The sequence below is a fragment of the Sphingopyxis sp. BE259 genome (genome assembly GCF_031457495.1).
GTDB lineage: Bacteria > Pseudomonadota > Alphaproteobacteria > Sphingomonadales > Sphingomonadaceae > Sphingopyxis.
Window position 1 is genome coordinate 235,985 of the sequence record NZ_JAVDWM010000001.1, and the last position, 15,773, is coordinate 251,757.

The 15,773-nt window shown below is 65.1% G+C and carries 12 protein-coding genes; 4 read left to right on the plus strand and 8 right to left on the minus strand.

What is annotated here, in order from left to right; all coding sequences use genetic code 11:
* Positions 1–8: 8 nt before the first annotated feature.
* Positions 9–2,132: a molybdopterin-dependent oxidoreductase gene (locus tag J2X44_RS01220; RefSeq protein ID WP_310087463.1), complete on the minus strand. Its 2,124-nt coding sequence runs from the start codon at positions 2,130–2,132 to the stop codon at positions 9–11.
* Positions 2,133–2,250: 118 nt separating this feature from the next.
* Here J2X44_RS01220 and J2X44_RS01225 point away from each other — a divergent pair, with 118 nt between their 5' ends.
* Together J2X44_RS01225 and J2X44_RS01230 are read left to right on the plus strand one after the other, a co-directional pair.
* Positions 2,251–3,249, plus strand: a complete 999-nt coding sequence (locus tag J2X44_RS01225; protein ID WP_310087464.1) for an NADP-dependent oxidoreductase — start codon at positions 2,251–2,253, stop codon at positions 3,247–3,249.
* 10 nt (positions 3,250–3,259) lie between these two features.
* The gene (locus J2X44_RS01230; RefSeq protein WP_310087465.1) at positions 3,260–4,075 is read left to right on the plus strand and encodes an SDR family oxidoreductase; all 816 of its coding nucleotides are present in this window, start codon (positions 3,260–3,262) and stop codon (positions 4,073–4,075) included.
* A gap of 113 nt (positions 4,076–4,188) precedes the next feature.
* On the opposite strand, the gene J2X44_RS01235 is transcribed toward J2X44_RS01230, so the two are convergent.
* The 5 genes from J2X44_RS01235 to J2X44_RS01255 all read right to left on the minus strand — a co-directional run bounded on the left by J2X44_RS01235 (position 4,189) and on the right by J2X44_RS01255 (position 11,214).
* Entirely contained in the window at positions 4,189–5,769 is a 1,581-nt protein-coding gene (locus J2X44_RS01235) for a fatty acid--CoA ligase (RefSeq protein ID WP_310087466.1), read from the minus strand.
* 11 nt (positions 5,770–5,780) lie between these two features.
* The gene (locus tag J2X44_RS01240) at positions 5,781–7,232 is read right to left on the minus strand and encodes a carotenoid oxygenase family protein (protein ID WP_310087467.1); all 1,452 of its coding nucleotides are present in this window, start codon (positions 7,230–7,232) and stop codon (positions 5,781–5,783) included.
* A 22-nt stretch (positions 7,233–7,254) separates the two neighbouring features.
* Positions 7,255–9,621: a TonB-dependent receptor domain-containing protein gene (locus J2X44_RS01245; protein ID WP_310087468.1), complete on the minus strand. Its 2,367-nt coding sequence runs from the start codon at positions 9,619–9,621 to the stop codon at positions 7,255–7,257.
* A gap of 130 nt (positions 9,622–9,751) precedes the next feature.
* On the minus strand, positions 9,752–10,465 hold the full coding sequence (locus tag J2X44_RS01250; protein ID WP_310087469.1) for an SDR family NAD(P)-dependent oxidoreductase: 714 nt from the start codon (positions 10,463–10,465) through the stop codon (positions 9,752–9,754).
* Positions 10,465–11,214: a glucose 1-dehydrogenase gene (locus tag J2X44_RS01255; RefSeq protein WP_310087470.1), complete on the minus strand. Its 750-nt coding sequence runs from the start codon at positions 11,212–11,214 to the stop codon at positions 10,465–10,467. The genes J2X44_RS01250 and J2X44_RS01255 overlap by 1 nt, the downstream gene beginning before the upstream one ends.
* A gap of 123 nt (positions 11,215–11,337) precedes the next feature.
* Here J2X44_RS01255 and J2X44_RS01260 point away from each other — a divergent pair, with 123 nt between their 5' ends.
* Positions 11,338–12,975 carry a GMC family oxidoreductase N-terminal domain-containing protein gene (locus J2X44_RS01260; protein ID WP_310087471.1) on the plus strand — a complete coding sequence of 546 codons (1,638 nt, stop codon included), beginning with the start codon at positions 11,338–11,340 and terminating at the stop codon, positions 12,973–12,975.
* Here J2X44_RS01260 and J2X44_RS01265 read toward each other — a convergent pair.
* Positions 12,972–13,733 carry a ThuA domain-containing protein gene (locus J2X44_RS01265; protein ID WP_310087472.1) on the minus strand — a complete coding sequence of 254 codons (762 nt, stop codon included), beginning with the start codon at positions 13,731–13,733 and terminating at the stop codon, positions 12,972–12,974. The genes J2X44_RS01260 and J2X44_RS01265 overlap by 4 nt on opposite strands.
* 125 nt (positions 13,734–13,858) lie before the next feature.
* On the opposite strand from J2X44_RS01265, the gene J2X44_RS01270 reads away from it, so the two are divergent.
* A complete protein-coding gene (locus J2X44_RS01270; RefSeq protein WP_310087473.1) occupies positions 13,859–14,641 on the plus strand; it encodes an SDR family oxidoreductase in 783 nt (260 codons plus the stop codon).
* On the opposite strand, the gene J2X44_RS01275 is transcribed toward J2X44_RS01270, so the two are convergent.
* Positions 14,638–15,744: an NADH:flavin oxidoreductase/NADH oxidase gene (locus tag J2X44_RS01275; protein ID WP_310087474.1), complete on the minus strand. Its 1,107-nt coding sequence runs from the start codon at positions 15,742–15,744 to the stop codon at positions 14,638–14,640. The genes J2X44_RS01270 and J2X44_RS01275 overlap by 4 nt on opposite strands.
* Positions 15,745–15,773 lie beyond the last annotated feature (29 nt).

Genomic DNA, 15,773 nt, shown 5'->3' on the forward strand with positions numbered 1-15,773 from the left:
GAAACTCCTCAGGCGGGAACAATGGAAACCGGGATCGCGCTTTGCAGCGACTGGCCGGTGATCGGGTCGTAGTGGGCGGTCTCGCTGACCAGCCGGTTGGTGGAATTGCCGCGTTCGCGCACCTGATCGGGGCCGACCTCGGGACCGCCAAAGGCATGGGCCATCGATACGACGCCGGGGCGCATTCCCGCCGCCGCCCGCGCTTCGGCCACTACTTCGCCGACCGCCGAACGGATGCGGACGATGTCGCCCTCGCGGCACGGGATGCGCGCCATGTCGTCGGGGTGCAGGAAGGCGGGATTGGTGGTGCGCTTGGCGGTCAGGGCGGTGAGGTTCTGGCCGGTCGAATTGAAGCGGTGACGGCTGCGCCGCGACACCATGCGATACGGAAAATCGGGAGTCGGCTGGTCGGCGGACGCATAAGCGATCAGTTGATCGGGCATCGCCCCGGCGGTGAGGTCGAAGCGGCCGGGGGCATCGGGGTCGCCGGGCTCGACGATCGGGTGGAGATCGGGATAGATCACTGCCTGACCATCGACGGTGTCGGCGCGGACCCGGCTCGGCGCGACGACGCAGCCCGCGCTCATCAGGTCGAGGAAGGTCTGCTTGCTCGGTTTGGTATCCATGGGGCAAGGGCCGCCCGCGAGCGGGATCGGGGTGCCGATGCGGTGCGCCAGACCCCACAGCATTTCCCATTCCTCGATCAGGTCGCCGGGCGCGGCGATCATCGCCTCGGTATAGCGGGCGTAGGGGATTTCGTACCACCATTCGGACAGGTTGCTGATGTCCTCGCGTTCAAGGCACATGGTCGGGGCGAGAATATAGTCCGATCGTTTGGCGGTCGCCGACGCGGCGTTGACATCGACGCTGACCAGCAGTTCCAGGCCGCTCAGCGCGCGGGTCATCTTGTCCTGATCGGGAAAGGCGACCACCGGATTGCCGCCGATCGAGATCAGTGCGCGGATCTGGCCCTCACCCGGCGTCAGGATTTCGTCGGCCAGCACGTTGCACGGCATTTCCATGCCGAGATGGGTCAGGCCGCGGATGCGCGAGGCCGGGAAGCCTTCGCCATAGAGCGCCATCGGCGGCGCAACCTGGGCGCGGCGCGGCGTCGCGGCGGTAAAGACGCGCGGGATCGAGCTTTTCTCCCCCTCGCGGCAAAAGCGCCCGCAGATGATGTTGAGTGACGACACGAGATATTGGGTCAGCGTCCCCTGACCCGCCATTTCGGGGCCGGTGCCGGTCGACACGACGCCTTTGCTGCCGGTGGCGAACATCCGCGCCGCGGCGACGAGCTGAGCTTCGTCGACTCCGGCGCGCGCGGCGGCGACGGCGGGGGTGAAAGCGGCGACGGCGCGGGTGAGGTCGTCGATGCCATCGACATATTGCTGGACGAAACCCTTGTCGTAGAGGTCTTCGGACAGGATGACATGGATGATCCCCGCAAGCATCGCGGGGTCTTCGCCGGGGCGCACCGGCAGGTGGATGTGCGCGAGCGCCGCGACATCGCTCTCGCGCGGATCGGCGACGATCAGCTTGAGCCCCTTGTCCAGCGCATCGCGCAAGCGGCGCGAGGGCGAGAAGGGCGGCAGGCCGCCCGGCGGACCATAATGCGAGACGATCGGGTTGTTGCCGATGAAAAAGGCGACGTCGGCCTCGGCGAATGTATGCATCCCGCCCATCCAGCTGCCGTAGCGCATCGTCGTATAGACTTTGGCGGGCTGGTCGAGGGTGACCGAGGTATAGATGTTGCGCGTACCCAAACCCTGCGCAAAGGCCATCGCGCTGCCCACCCCAGCACTGTTCTGAAACGCATAGGTGCCGCCATAGACGGCGACCGCGTGCGGGCCATGCTCGGCGATGATCGCCGCCAGCTTGGCGCCGATCTCGTCGAGCGCGGTCTCCATCGCGATATCCTGAAACGCGCCATCGACGCGCTTTTGCGACACCATCAGCCGCTGCGGCCCGTGATGCGCTTCGGGCAATTGGCGGCCCTTGATACAGGTGTAGCCGCCGAACACCGGGTCGTCTGGGTCGCCCTGCACCTTGGTCACGCGGCCTTCGTCGATCGTGACCAGCATCGCGCAATTGGCGTGGCAGAAGCGGCAGAAACTGCGGCGCACCTCGGGCATCGTCTCTCTCCTTGATCGCACCCTACGCCTGCGTGTCTCCCGCGCGACTGGCACTTTTGGCGGTGGCTGCGCGGGCTGCGTCGGCGCAATTTCGGCGCAAAGAACAGGGAGAGGATCGATGCCGACATCGCGCCAATGGCTGCTGAACGGACATCCCCGCGGGCGCGGGATCGAGGACGGCGATTTTCGGCTGGTCGAAACCCGGATTGCCGCGCCGGGCGATGGCGATCTGCTGCTCAAGACGCTCTATCTTGGGTTCGATCCGGCGCAAAAGGGCTGGATGGAGAATATCGCCGACTATGTCGCGCCGATGGCCATCGGCGACGTGATGCGCGGCAGCGGGATCAGCGAAGTGGCGGAAAGCAACCATCCCGGCTTTGCAGTCGGCGACCTGGTCATGGGCTCGACCGGCTGGACCGAGTGGCATGTGTCGAACGGCGCGGGGCTGGTGAAGATCGACACGGCGCTGCCGCCCACCGCGATGCTGTCGGTGCTCGGAACCACCGGGGTGACGGCATATTGCGGGCTGTTCAAGGTTGGCAGGCCGGTCGCGGGCGATACGGTGCTGGTGTCGGGCGCGGCGGGGGCGACCGGGTCGATCGTCGGCCAGCTTGCGAAAATCGCGGGGTGCCGCGTCGTCGGGATCGCGGGGGGCGAGGATAAATGCCGCTGGCTGGTCGAAGAGGCGGGCTATGACGCCGCGATCGATTACAAGGCGGGCAATGTCCGGGCTCAGATCAAGGATCAATGCCCGCGCGGGGTCGATGTCATTTTCGACAATGTCGGCGGCGCGATCCTCAACGACATGCTCGGCGAGATTGCAACCGGGGCGCGGATCGCAATCTGCGGCGGGATCAGCCGCTACGAGACGGGATCGCTGCCCGCCGGGCCGCAGAATTATTTCAACCTGGTGTTCCGACGCGGCACGATGGCGGGGTTTATCGTGCTCGATTGGGCGGCCGAATTCCCCGCCATCCGCAAACGGCTGGAGGGTTTCGTGCAGGACGGACGGCTGACCTATCGCGAGGATGTGCAGGTAGGTTTCGAGAACGCGCCTGCGACCCTCAAGCGGCTGTTCAGCGGCCAGAACCGCGGCAAGCAATTGCTGAAGTTGTAAGGAGATCGACATGGGCAGGCTGGCAGGCAAGCGCGCCGTCATCATCGGCGCGGCATCGGCGGGCAATATGGCGCAGGTGACCGCGCGGCGGTTCGTGCGCGAGGGGGCGACGGTGCTGGTCGCGGGGCGCAAAGCCGAACCGCTCGACACACTCGCGGCCGAAATTGGCGGTCATGCCGCGCTCTGCGACATCACCGACAAGGCATCGGTGTTTGCGCTTGCCGAGGCGGCAAAAGCGAAAATGGGCGGGGTCGACATTGCGATGAACGCGAGCGGGTGGGGGCTGCTCAAGCCGTTGCTCGACGTGACCGAAGAGGAGCTCGCGGGCATCGTCGCCTTGCAGTTCACCGGGGTGCATCATTTCCTGCAAGCGTTCGTCGGTGCGATGCTGACGAATGATCCGACCGGCGGGTCGATCATCCAGATTTCGTCGGCGACGACGCGATCGCCGATCGGCAACCATGCCGCCTATATCGGTACCAAGGCGGGGTCGGAGGCGTTGATCCGCTGCGTCGCCAATGATTTTGGTGCGGCGGGCATCCGTGCGAATATCGTCTCGCCGGCGTTCACCGCGTCGCCGATGACCGAGGGGGCGTTTGCGACGCCGGGGTTGGTCGATGCCTTCCTGCCGCGCTATCCGCTCGGACGGCTGAATACGTCCGAAGATGTCGCGAATGCGTGCCTGTGGCTGGCGAGCGACGAAGCGTTTGTCACAGGCGAGAATTTGCAGCCGAACGGTGGGTTGGCGCTGCGGGGCAATCCGCAGGAGGGCGATATTGCCGCTGCGGTCGGGGCGGCAATGGCGAAATTGCAGAGCAACGCTTGAATATCAAACCCCGTTTGCCCTGAGCTTGTCGAAAGGCCGTTCTTTCTTTCTCCGCTGAAAGAGAAGAACGGTGCTTCGACAAGCTCAGCACGAACGGAATAAAGGGTGGCGCGTTAGCCAATCTGCCGCTCGCGGCCTTCCCAATAGGGTGCGCGGAGTTCGCGGCGCAGAATCTTGCCCGACGGATTGCGCGGCAAGGCCGGGATGAAGTCAACCGACTTGGGACATTTATACCCTGCAATGCGCTCGCGCGCCCAGCCGATGATCGCAGCCGCGTCGGCGCTTTCACCGGGTTTCAGCACGACGCAGGCCTTCACCGCCTCGCCCCATTTCTCGTCGGGCACCCCGACCACGGCGACATCGGCGACCGCGGGGTGGCCATAGATCGCATTCTCGACCTCGGCCGGATAGACATTCTCGCCGCCCGAGATGATCATGTCCTTGACCCGGTCGTGGAGGTAGAAATAGCCGTCCTCGTCGGTGTAGCCCGCGTCGCCGGTGCGCAGCCAGCCATTGCCGTCGATCGTCTCTGCCGTCGCGTCGGGCCGCCCCCAATATTCGCGCATATTCGCCTGGGTGCGGATCGCGATCTCGCCGATTTCGCGCGGCGGCAGCGGATTGCCGCCCGCGTCGATCACTTGCATCTCGACCCCGCGCAGCGGCTTGCCGACCGATCGCATCCGTTCGTTGCCCGCCGGGTCGTGATCCTCGGGCGGCAGCGCCGCGATCGTGCCCGACGTCTCGGTCATCCCGTACATCTGGACGAACCCGCACTGAAAGACGTCGATGCACTGGCGCAAGAGGTCGAGCGGGATCGGCGAGGCGCCGTAAGCGATATGGCGCAGACGTGAGAAATCGACATCGCGCGCCCGCGGCTGATTGACGATGATCTGCATCGCCGCGGGAACCATGAAGATTTTCGAGATGCCATGGACCTCGATCAGGTCGAGCACCCCGCCGGGGTCGAACTCGCGGGTGATCACCCCGGTCGCTCCATTGGTCATCACGGTGATCCCGTAACCGGTGCCGCCGATGTGGAAACAGGGCATCGCGACCAGGCCGACATCATTTTCGTCCCAACGCTCCCAGTCCGCCTGTAGCGCGGGGTCGCGGTCGAGCTGCGAACGCAGCACCGATCCATTGGTCAGCACCGCGCCCTTGGGCTTGCCGGTGGTGCCCGACGTGTACATCTGGATCACCGCGTCGCTCTCGCTGCGCGCGACGGCGGGATCGGTATCGGCAAAGGTGTCGCGCCAGCTGCGATAATCGGGAAAGCCGCTCGCCGTGCCCTCGACCCCGACGATCTGCTCGACGCCGGGAAAGGCGTCGCGGTTTGCGGCGACCAGATCGACGAACTCGGGGCCGACGCACAGGATGCGCGCACCGCAATTGTCGATGATCCACGCGATCTCCGGCACCGCAAGTCGCCAGTTGACCGGCGTCATCACGCCGCCCGCCTTGGCGACCGCGACCAGCAGTTCGAAATAGAGATCGCTGTTCTTGCCGAGATAGGCGACGCGGTCGTCGGGTTTCAATCCCAACGCGATCAGGCCATTCGCGGCGCGGCTGCTGTTCGTATCGAAATCGGCGTAGCGCGTCGCGCGGCCTTCGAAATGGAACAGGATCTTGTCGGGCCGCTCGCGCCCGTTCTGCCGCGCGACATCGGCGACGCGTTCAAATGCTGCGACCTTCACCCGCCTCTCCCCTATGCTGTGCCGAGCGCCTGCCGGTAGAGCATGGAGTCCGCCGCGTAGAAATTGCAATGGAAACCCGACGGCACGCGGAACGGCACATGCACCGTCGCAATCGGTCCTGCCGCGATGTCGAGCGCGGCAAAGATCGCCAATTCGCTCGTCGCGGCGCCCGCGCGGTGGACCAGCGTCATCGCATAACCGTCGGCTTCGCCCCCCGCCCCAATTCTGGGTGCGAAAATCAGCTCGCCGCACGATGTGCCGTTGCCGAAATGATAATAGTCTTCCTGGCCGCTCATCGTGTCGAAGCGCAGCACCGCGTCCATCCCCTCGGCGCGGCCGTCGCGGCTGTTCAGGTTGATGTTGGCAAAGCTGTGGCGCGAGGCGCGGGTAATGAAACGGTCGTCGGGGCGCGGAAACTGAATGTCGCGGTCGTTGAGCGTTTCTTCCTTGAGCCACGTGCCTGCGCCCGACGGATCGATCGTCCAGCGGCGCAGGCTCTGCTGGGTGTCGCCGTGGGTCTGGCGGGCGCCCGTTTCGTCGGGGAACAGCGCGGTGCCGTTGGCGGCGGCGACGTCGGCGATGATCTTGCCGTCCTGCTCCCACACATTGAGTTCGTGGAACATATGCCGCGGTTCATAGTCGAACCAGCGGACGTCGCTGGCCGACCCGTTACGCGGCATGACCGCGAATTTGGTCGGGCGGCCGTTGACCCAAGCGGTCATTGGTCCGCCCTTCATGAAACGGCCAAGGTCGGCGTCGATCGGGATGACCGGGAACACGACCCAATTTTCGGTCAGGAAAAACGTGTGCATCAGCGCATTGTGCGGCATGTCGATCAGATCGGCCTTGGTCACCCGGCCGCTGGCGTCGATCACATCGTAGCGGATCTGCGGCGCCCCCATCGGGCCATTGATCATCGCGCCCAGATTGATCAGCTCGCCCGTCGCATGGTCGATCTTGGGATGCGCCGAAAAGGTCGTGGTGATCGTCCCGCCATAATGTTCCTCGCCCAGCGTTGCGAGGGTGTGCGGGTCGAGTGCGACCGCGGGTGCGCCCTCCATCAACGCGAGCAACTTGCCGCCATGCACGATGATATTGGTGTTGGCGGTGTTGTAGCGTTTGTTCTGGACCGACGGGTCGGCGGTCATCGGGTTGCCGAACATCCCGAACAGGCGCCGGCCCGCCGCTTTTTCCAGCTCGAACTTTTCGGTGCGGACCCAGCGGTTGAGCATCGCGGCGCGGCCATTGGCGATGTGAAAGGCATAAACCATGCCGTCGCCGTCGAACCAGTGATAGTCGCCCTCGCGCGTCGGATAGAGCGGCTCGGGGCCGTTGCGATAAAAGACGCCGACCAGATCGTCCGGAATCTCGCCCTCGACGATCAGGTCAGGGGCGGTCGCCTCGAACCGCACCGGTTGATGATGACCCGACAGATAGGGGTGATCGAAAAATGCTTGAGCCATAGGTCGATCACCCCTTGGATGGTCAGAATTTGAAGCCGAGTTCGACCCCGTAGGTGCGCGGTTCGAGCGCGCCCGAAAAGGTGAAGAGGCCCGCCACCGGCAGGGTGCTGCCAAGGTCGCGGACGTTGGTCAAATTGCGCCCAAACACCGCGACGCTGACTTCGCCGCTGCCGGTGAGGAAGGTGTAGGATATTTGCCCCGACAGATTTTCGCGGTCCTTGGTGAAGCAGCGCACATCATTGGTCACTGCACCGAAAACGATCGGGCGGTTGGCGGCGATGCAGGTCGCCGTCTTGCTCTGGAAGCGCAGCAGCAGATTGGCATCGAACCGTCCCGATCCGACCTCTTTCGAATAATTGGCCCCGGCCGAAATCTGGTATTTCGGGGCGCGGCGCAAGGTCAGCGTCGACACATCGTCGCCGACATTGTCACCGTTCAGATCCTTGAGGAACGTGCCATATTCGGCATCCAGATAGCTGGCCGATGCGGTGAAGTTCAATTCATCCGACGGCTGGATGATCAGTTCCAGTTCGGCGCCGGTGATCGTCGCCGAGGCGGCGTTGCCGACCACCGTTTCCTGCGGCTGAGCCGATCCCGGCGGCGACGGCTGGACGACCTCTTCCTGCTTGTTGTCATATTTGGTGTGGAACAGGGCGATGTTGGTGCGCAAGGTGCGGCCCAGCCAGTCGGCCTTCAACCCGACCTCAAACGCGTCGACGGTTTCCGGAAAATAGGGGCCGAGCGACGTCGGCGACGCCGCGCGTCCGTTGAAGCCGCCCGACCGGAAACCGGTCGAATAGGAGCCGTAGACAATCTTGTTGTCGCCGATTTCATAGGTTGCGTTGGCACGCCAGGTGAATTTTCCGAACGACTTCTCGCCCGAACAATTGTTCGCCGCGCCAAACACCGGCAGACCGGCGAGCGGCCCCGGCCCGAACACGCCGGTGGCGCCGACACACGACTTGCCGTCGAAGGTCGGCAGGCTCAGTTCGACGAGTCCGACGACCTGGCCATAATTGTTGAAGGTCTCTTTTTTGTCGCGGGTGTAACGGCCGCCGACCGACAGTTTGAAACGGTCACTCAGCGTGAATTGCGCGTCGGCAAAACCGGCATAGGATGTCGATTTGTTGTCGGTATAGGCACGCAGCGTCGCCCCTGCTGCACTTTGCGACGGCACCGGGCCCAGCCGGGTATATTGGTCGAGCTGGTAATTGCTGGTGTAATAATAGCCGCCGACCAGCAGGTTTACCGCGTCGCTGATTTCGGCGAGGACGCGCAGTTCCTGGCTGAATTGTTCGAATTGCTGGATGCGCCGGGTGGCAAAGAAGTCGGCCGAACTGCCGTCGAAATCCTGCGCCACATTCTCGTCGTTGGTACGATAGCCGGTGACCGAATAAAGGGTCAGATTGTCGCCCAGTGACCAGGTGATATTGCCGGTCAGCGCGTCGGTGTCGTTGGTGACATCGTGCGGCGCCAGTTGATAGGTTGCGTTCATGCCGCGATCGGGCAGCGCGAAGCGGTTGCACTCGGCGACCGGCGAAAAGCCGGGGACGCCCGCGGCCAGGCAGATCAGGTCGAGGCTGGACGAGGTCGGGATCGACACCGTCTCGCCGCGCTCGCGCGTGTGCTCATAGGTGATCTCGGCCGAAAAGGCGTCGCTGGGTTCGATCAGCGCGGTCACCCCGCCGGTCAGCGTTTCATATTTGCCGTCGCGGCCGCCGGTGCTGATATTGCGGATGAAGCCGTCGGTCTTGTCGTAATAGCCGAACGCCTTGAGCGCGATGAAATCGCCCAGCTTGCCGCTGTTCACCACCAGGCGCGCGCTCTTGGTGTCAAACCGGGCATAGGAAAAGCGGCCCTTGGCGCTGAACTCGTCGGTCGGGGTGCTGCGCTTGACCTCGATCACGCCGCCGATCGTGTTGCGGCCGAACAGCGTCCCTTGCGGACCGCGCAGCACTTGCAGGCTTTCCAGATCGAAGCTGTCGAGCAACTGGCCGGTGTTGGTGCCGATGAACACGCCATCGACGACGACGCCGACAGTCGGGTCGAAACTTTTCTCGATGTCCTCGAAAGAGATGCCGCGGATCGAAATCGCGGCGGCGCTGGGGCCGGCCGAAACGCTGTCGATGACGAGGCTGGGCACCCGGCCTGCGACATCGCGAATATCCTGAACCATGCCGGTATCCAGTGCCTCGGCATCCAGCGCAGTGATCGCGACCGGCACCGACTGCGCGCTTTCCTCGCGCTTTTGGGCGGTGACGACGATTTCGCGGATGCCGCCCTCTTCGGCGGCGGGCGCGTCCTGCGCGGCGGCGGGGCTGGCGATCGCCAGCCCCGCGAGCGACACGGTGGCCAGGACGGCGGGCAGCATTCGGGCATGCGTGGACATCGGATTTCCTCCCTCTCGCGCCGGCGCATAGGCTCGCCGGTCACGCTAGAGGGCAAGGTCCGCTTTATGCCCCGAATGAACAATCATCAAAAATATCAGGCAGGCCGTAACCGCAGTTATCGCCTTGAATTCACTGGCGTTGAGTCGCGCCGCCATCGACGAACAGCCCGTGTCCCGACATGAATCGCGCATCATCGGATGCCAGAAAGGCCGCGACGTCGGCGATGTCTTCGGGCTGGCCAAGCCGCCCGAGCGCCGCCTTTTCCACCCAATGTTGTTTGAACGCGGGCATGGCGGTGAAGGCCGGGGCGGTCATCGGGGTCTCGATCGCGCCAGGCTGGATACAGTTGGCGGTGATCCCGAAGGCGCCGACTTCGGCGGCGACCGATTTGGTCATCCCCAGGACGGCATGTTTCGACGCGCTGTACGCGGTCATTCCCGCTTCGCCAAAGCTCGACATTACCGATCCGATCAGGATGATCCGGCCGTGCGGCGATCGTTTGAGCAGCGGCAGCGCGTCGCGCATCAGGCGGAACACCGCGGTGACGTTCACCGCCATAATCGTATCGAAAAATTCGTCGCTATGCCCGTCGAGCGGTTGCAGTCCGGTGATCCCTGCACAGGCGACGATGATGTCGAGGCCGCCAAAGCGCGCCTCGGCCTCGGCCACCAGCCGGGCGTTGATCCCCGGCTCGGTGACATCGGCAGGAATATCGACCTCGCCTGCGCGGTCGACGGTCAGCACCCGCGCGCCGTCGGCGGCCAGCCGCTGTGCCGTCGCGCGGCCGATCCCCGACCCGGCGCCGGTGACCAGCGCGACGCGGCCGTCGAGGCGTCCCGCCATCAGAGCGAACTGCCGCCGTCGATGCGGAATTCGGCGCCGGTCGCAAAAGCCGATTCGTCGGAGGCGAGATAGAGGACGATCGCCGAAATCTCTTCGGGTTTGCCCAGCCGCCCCACTGGATGGGTGGCGACCCAGCTGTCGTACAGTGCCTGGCCATCGGCGACCTGCGCCATCACCTTGTCGAGGATCGGGGTATGGATCGCGCCCGGATGCACCGAATTGCAGCGGATGCCATAGCCTTTGCGGGCATAATGCAGCGCGACCGATTTGGTGAGGTGGGTGACCGCGGCCTTGGCGGCGTTGTAGGCGGCAAGGTCACCCTGCGCGCGCACCCCGCACATCGACGACATATTGATCACCGACCCGCCATGCTTGCGCATTTTCGGGATGATGTGCTTGCAGCCCAAGAACACGCCGTCGACATCGACCGAAAATTCGTGGCGAAAGGCTTCGAGGGTCAGATCCTCGATCGAGCCATGGGTGGTGATCCCGGCATTGTTGACCAGGATGTCGATGCGATCGCAGGTATCGAGCGCGACAAGCCACTCGGCTTCCTGTGACACGTCGAGTTTGACGAAACGCTGACCAAGCTCGGCGGCGAGCGCCTCGCCGGCGGCCACGTCGATGTCGGCGATCACGACACTCGCGCCTTCGGCCACGAAGCGGCGGACTATGTCGAGCCCCAGCCCCGACGCGCCGCCGGTAACAAAGGCTGTCTTCCCCGCGATCCGCCCGCTTGCTTGTGCCATCGCATCCTCCCTGTTTTGTGGCCGCACTATCATGCCGCCCGGCCATGGAGGGGACTATTTATTGCGCTAGGTGCGCCGCCTGCGCCGACGGTTCCAAGGTCAGGTCGGGACAGGAGAGGCCGCATGACGACGGACTGGGACTATATCATCATCGGCGCCGGGTCGGCGGGATGCGTGGTCGCCGAACAATTGAGCGCCGACCCGCAGGTGCGGGTGCTGCTGCTGGAAGCGGGCGGCCGCAACGACAGCCGCTGGGTCGCGATTCCCAAAGGCGTCGCCAAGCTGGTCACCAACCCCGACCATATCTGGGCCTATGGCGTATCGCAGCCGCGCGGCGACGGCGGCGCGCCCGGCGAGGTGTGGATCCGCGGCAAGGGACTGGGCGGATCGTCGGCGGTCAACGGCATGATCTGGAGCCGCGGCGAACCCGCCGACTATGACGAATGGGAAAAATTGGGCTGCACCGGCTGGAACGGCGAAGCGATGACCGAGGCGTTCCGCAAGCTGGAGGATCATGGGCTTGGCGCGAGCGCAATGCGCGGCGCGGGCGGGCCGGTGGGCGTAGCGCCGAAAATCCACAGCTATCCGCTGGCCGAGACGATGGTGCAGGCGGGGATCGAGATGGGGCTGCGGCCGGTCGATGACCTCAACGCCGCTACCTCGGACCGCGTCGGTTTCTATGCGCATAATGTCCGCCGCGGACGACGCGAAAGCGCGGCGACGACCTTTCTGGCGCGGGCGAAGCAACGGCCCAATCTGCATATCGTCACCCACGCGATGGCCGAACGGTTGATTGTCGATGGCGGGCGGGTGATCGGGATCGAGGCCAAGGTCGCGGGCCAGCCGCAGCGGTTCGATTGCGCCGGCGAGGTGATCGTATCGGGCGGAACCTTAGAGAGTCCGCTGCTGCTCCAGCGGTCGGGCATCGGCCCCGCCGACGTGCTGCGTGCCGCCGGGGTCGACCCGCTGATCGATGCGCCCGACGTCGGCGGGCGGCTGCGCGAGCATCTGGGATTCTCGATGCCGCACCGCCTGTCGCGCAACGTCGGCAGCAACCGCAGCTTTTACGGGCTCGGGCTGGCGCGCGCGATGGCGCAATATGTGCTGACCCGCGGCGGGATCATGGCGACAGGACCGTTTGAGGTTGGCGCGTTTCTGAACCTGACCAGCCGCGATGCGCGCCCCGATCTGCAGCTTTATCTGGGCGGCTATACCTTTGCGCTGGGCGACGACAAGCATCCGGTGCCGCTGAGCACCATCGACCGCAAGCCGGGGATGACGATCTATGGTCAACTCCTCCGCCTGACGAGCGAAGGCAGCATCCTGATAGCCGGGCCAGGCAGCGATGCGCCGCCCGCTATCACGCCCAACTGGCTGTCGACCCGCGACGACGAGCGCGCCGCGATCGCTGCGGTTCATGCGATGCGCCGCTATATGGCGCAACCGGCGCTGGTCGGGCTGGTCGAGCGCGAGTTGCTGCCGGGCGCGGCGGTGCAGAGCGACGCCGAAATCCTCGCCGCCTTTCGCCGTCTCGCCACCTGCGGGCTGCACGGCGTCGGCACCTGCCGGATGGGCAGCGACAATCGCGCCGTCACCGACGCGCGGCTGCGGGTCAAGGGCGTCGATGGCCTGCGCATCGTCGATTGTTCGGTGATGCCGTCGCCCGTGACCGGCAACACCAACGCCCCCGCGATGGCGCTGGCGCTGCGCGCCGCGGGTTTGATCCGCGAGGATCGGCGGACGCTACGCGCGGTGGCCTAGACGCTTTCGCGATCCTTCAGCCAGCCGATCCCGCGGCGCAGCAGGTCGTAAAACACCGGCAGATCCCAAGCGCAGCGATCGACCGTCGGCCACCAATCCATCATCGGTTGCAGATCATAATGGCCGCGGCAATGGCCGAGCGTCAGGTAAAGCACCGCGCCCGCGCCATGCTGTTTGATGTAGAAGACCGGATAGGTGCCGGGTGCGTCGTCAGCCTCGACAAAGCCCGTTCCCGGCCCGGTGCATTCGGTGTCGAGCAGCACGTGCAGGTCGCCATGCGTTTCGAGGTGATAGAGTTCGTCGGTGGTCTCGAACGGGTCAATGCCGCGGGTCAGCGGGTGATCGGGATCAGCGACGCGCACTGTATAGGGCTCGATCGCCGGATGGCTGATGAATTGCGACCCCAGCAGGTCCATCATCAACGGCGCCCAGCGCGGCGCATCCCACGCGCCGCTATCGAGCAGACGCAGGATTGAATTGGTGCCGTGCAGCGCATACCAGCGCCCGCCCTTCGTCAGCCAGCGTTTCAGCGCTTCCTGCGCGGGGAGCGACGGGGTGACGTCGCAGGTGTAAGTGATCAGGATGTCGGCCGCCTCTATCGCCGCGATATTGTCGTAATCCTCGAACACCCGGGTCCGCACACGCGGATCGTCGGCGAGCAGTTTGAGCAGTTCGAGCCGCGCAAAGTCCATATCGTGCCACACGCCGCCGCAAATCAGCACGCAATCGATCCGGGGTGGATGCTCGCTCTCGCTCATCGCCGGTCCTCTCCTTTTGATATGGCGCCATGATGCGCGGCAGCGTCACCGGCGTCACCTTGCTGTATTGATAGGTTCCCCATCCCTGCGAAACTGGCAAGAGGGTAGACGAGAGGAGAGGCGCGATGCAGCAAAGGCTGAGCGGCAAGGTCGCTTTGGTCACCGGCGGGACCAGCGGGATCGGTGCGGCGACGGCCGGCCGGTTGACCCGCGAGGGCGCCAAAGTAGTCTTTACCGGCTCCAACGGCGAAGCTGCGGCCGCGGTCGAACGCGAGACGGGTGCGATCTTTCGCGCCCACCGCGTCGAGGATGCGGCGGCATGGGACGCGCTGATGGCCGAGATCGAGGCCGAATTCGGCCGCCTCGACATCGCCTTTGCCAATGCCGGGACAGAGGCGGGCGATGCGAGCGTCGAGGACATCGATATCGATGCGTGGAACCATATCGTCGGCGTGAATCAGACCGGGGTGATGCTGACCGTCCAGCACGCGATCCGCGCCATGGCCAAGAATCCGCAGGGGCCGACCGGCTCGATCATCGTCAATTCGTCGATGAACGCGCACCGCGCGATGGGCAATTATGCCGCCTATTCGGTCACCAAGGCGGCGGTCGTCGCCTTGGTCAAATCGGCGGCAATCCATTGCGCGGGCAAGGGGTATCGGGTCCGCGTCAATGCGATCCTGCCCGGGGTGGTCGAAACCGACATGATCCGCGGCGTCATCGATCGTTCGCCCGATCCGGCAGCGGCGCGCGCGGCGTTCGAGGGGATGGCGCCGATGAAACGCATGGCGCAGCTGGACGAGGTGGCGGCGCTGGTCGCCTTTCTGGCCAGCGACGAGGCGGGGTTCATTTCGGGCGCCGATTACGTCATCGATGGCGCGACAACCGCCGGAATGATGGGCGTCTAGCCCTGCTTGATCCGGTAAAGCCCGCGATGCTCGCGGGGTTCGCTGCGCTCATACTGCGGTGGAACAGCGATTTGCGCGCCCAGCGCCGCGGCGGCATGCCAGGGCCAGCGCGGATCATAAAGTGCGGCGCGGGCAATCGCGATCGCATCGGCGTCGCCATTGGCCAGGATCGCGTCGGCCGCCAGCGGGTCGGTGATCAAGCCGACGGCAATGACCGGCATGGCGACGGCATCCTTGACCCGGCGCGCCAGCGGCACCTGATAACCGGGCGCCAGCGCGATCTGCTGCGCCGGATGCAGCCCGCCGCTCGACACATTGATCGCGGCGCAGCCACGTGCTTCGAGCGCTTGGGCGAAAATGACGGTGTCGTCGATCGACCAGCCGCCGGGGGTCCAGTCGGTGCCCGATACGCGCACCGTCACCGGGCCTTGGCTGCCGAACGCATCGCGCACCGCGTCAAAGACTTCGAGGGGAAAGCGCATACGGTTTTCCAGGCCGCCGCCATAGTGGTCGTCGCGCCGGTTCGACAGCGGCGAGAGAAATTGATGGAGCAGATAACCATGCGCGGCATGCAGCTGGATTGCGTCAATTCCCAGCCGCGCGGCGCGCGCCGCCGCATCGGCGAAGGCGGCGCAGATTTGCTCCAGCCCGCTGGCGTCGAGCGCGACGGGCGCGGTGTCGGTGTCCAGAAAGGGAAGCGCCGACGGCGCAACCGTCTGCCACCCGCCTTTCGCACCGGGCGCTATCTGCGCGCCGCCCTGCCACGGTTTGGCGGTGCTCGCCTTGCGCCCGGCATGCGCAAGCTGGATCGCGACCGGAATGTCCGACCATTGCCGGATCGCGGCCACGACCCGCGCGATCGCAGCTTCGCTCGCATCATCATAAAGGCCGACGTCGGCATCGGTGATCCGCCCTTCGGGCAGGACCGCTGCCGCCTCGATCGTCAGCGCGCCGGCACCCGAAATCGCGAGCTGGCCCAGATGCATCATATGCCAGTCGGTCATCTGGCCGTCGGTGGCCGAATATTGGCACATCGGCGCGATGATGATGCGGTTGGGCAACGTCAATCCGCCGATCGCGATCGGTTCGAACAATTTTGCCACTATCGTCTCCTGCCAGGTATCGGTTGACC

Bases quoted from the DNA above. Each gene is read 5' to 3' on its own strand.
- J2X44_RS01220 (WP_310087463.1), bottom strand. From the start codon at position 2,132: ATGCCCGAGGTGCGCCGCAGTTTCTGCCGCTTCTGCCACGCCAATTGC.
- J2X44_RS01255 (WP_310087470.1), bottom strand. From the start codon at position 11,214: ATGGCACAAGCAAGCGGGCGGATCGCGGGGAAGACAGCCTTTGTTACC.
- J2X44_RS01240 (WP_310087467.1), bottom strand. From the start codon at position 7,232: ATGGCTCAAGCATTTTTCGATCACCCCTATCTGTCGGGTCATCATCAA.
- J2X44_RS01270 (WP_310087473.1), top strand. From the start codon at position 13,859: ATGCAGCAAAGGCTGAGCGGCAAGGTCGCTTTGGTCACCGGCGGGACC.
- J2X44_RS01225 (WP_310087464.1), top strand. From the start codon at position 2,251: ATGCCGACATCGCGCCAATGGCTGCTGAACGGACATCCCCGCGGGCGC.
- J2X44_RS01230 (WP_310087465.1), top strand. From the start codon at position 3,260: ATGGGCAGGCTGGCAGGCAAGCGCGCCGTCATCATCGGCGCGGCATCG.
- J2X44_RS01260 (WP_310087471.1), top strand. From the start codon at position 11,338: ATGACGACGGACTGGGACTATATCATCATCGGCGCCGGGTCGGCGGGA.
- J2X44_RS01245 (WP_310087468.1), bottom strand. From the start codon at position 9,621: ATGTCCACGCATGCCCGAATGCTGCCCGCCGTCCTGGCCACCGTGTCG.
- J2X44_RS01250 (WP_310087469.1), bottom strand. From the start codon at position 10,465: ATGGCGGGACGCCTCGACGGCCGCGTCGCGCTGGTCACCGGCGCCGGG.
- J2X44_RS01265 (WP_310087472.1), bottom strand. From the start codon at position 13,733: ATGAGCGAGAGCGAGCATCCACCCCGGATCGATTGCGTGCTGATTTGC.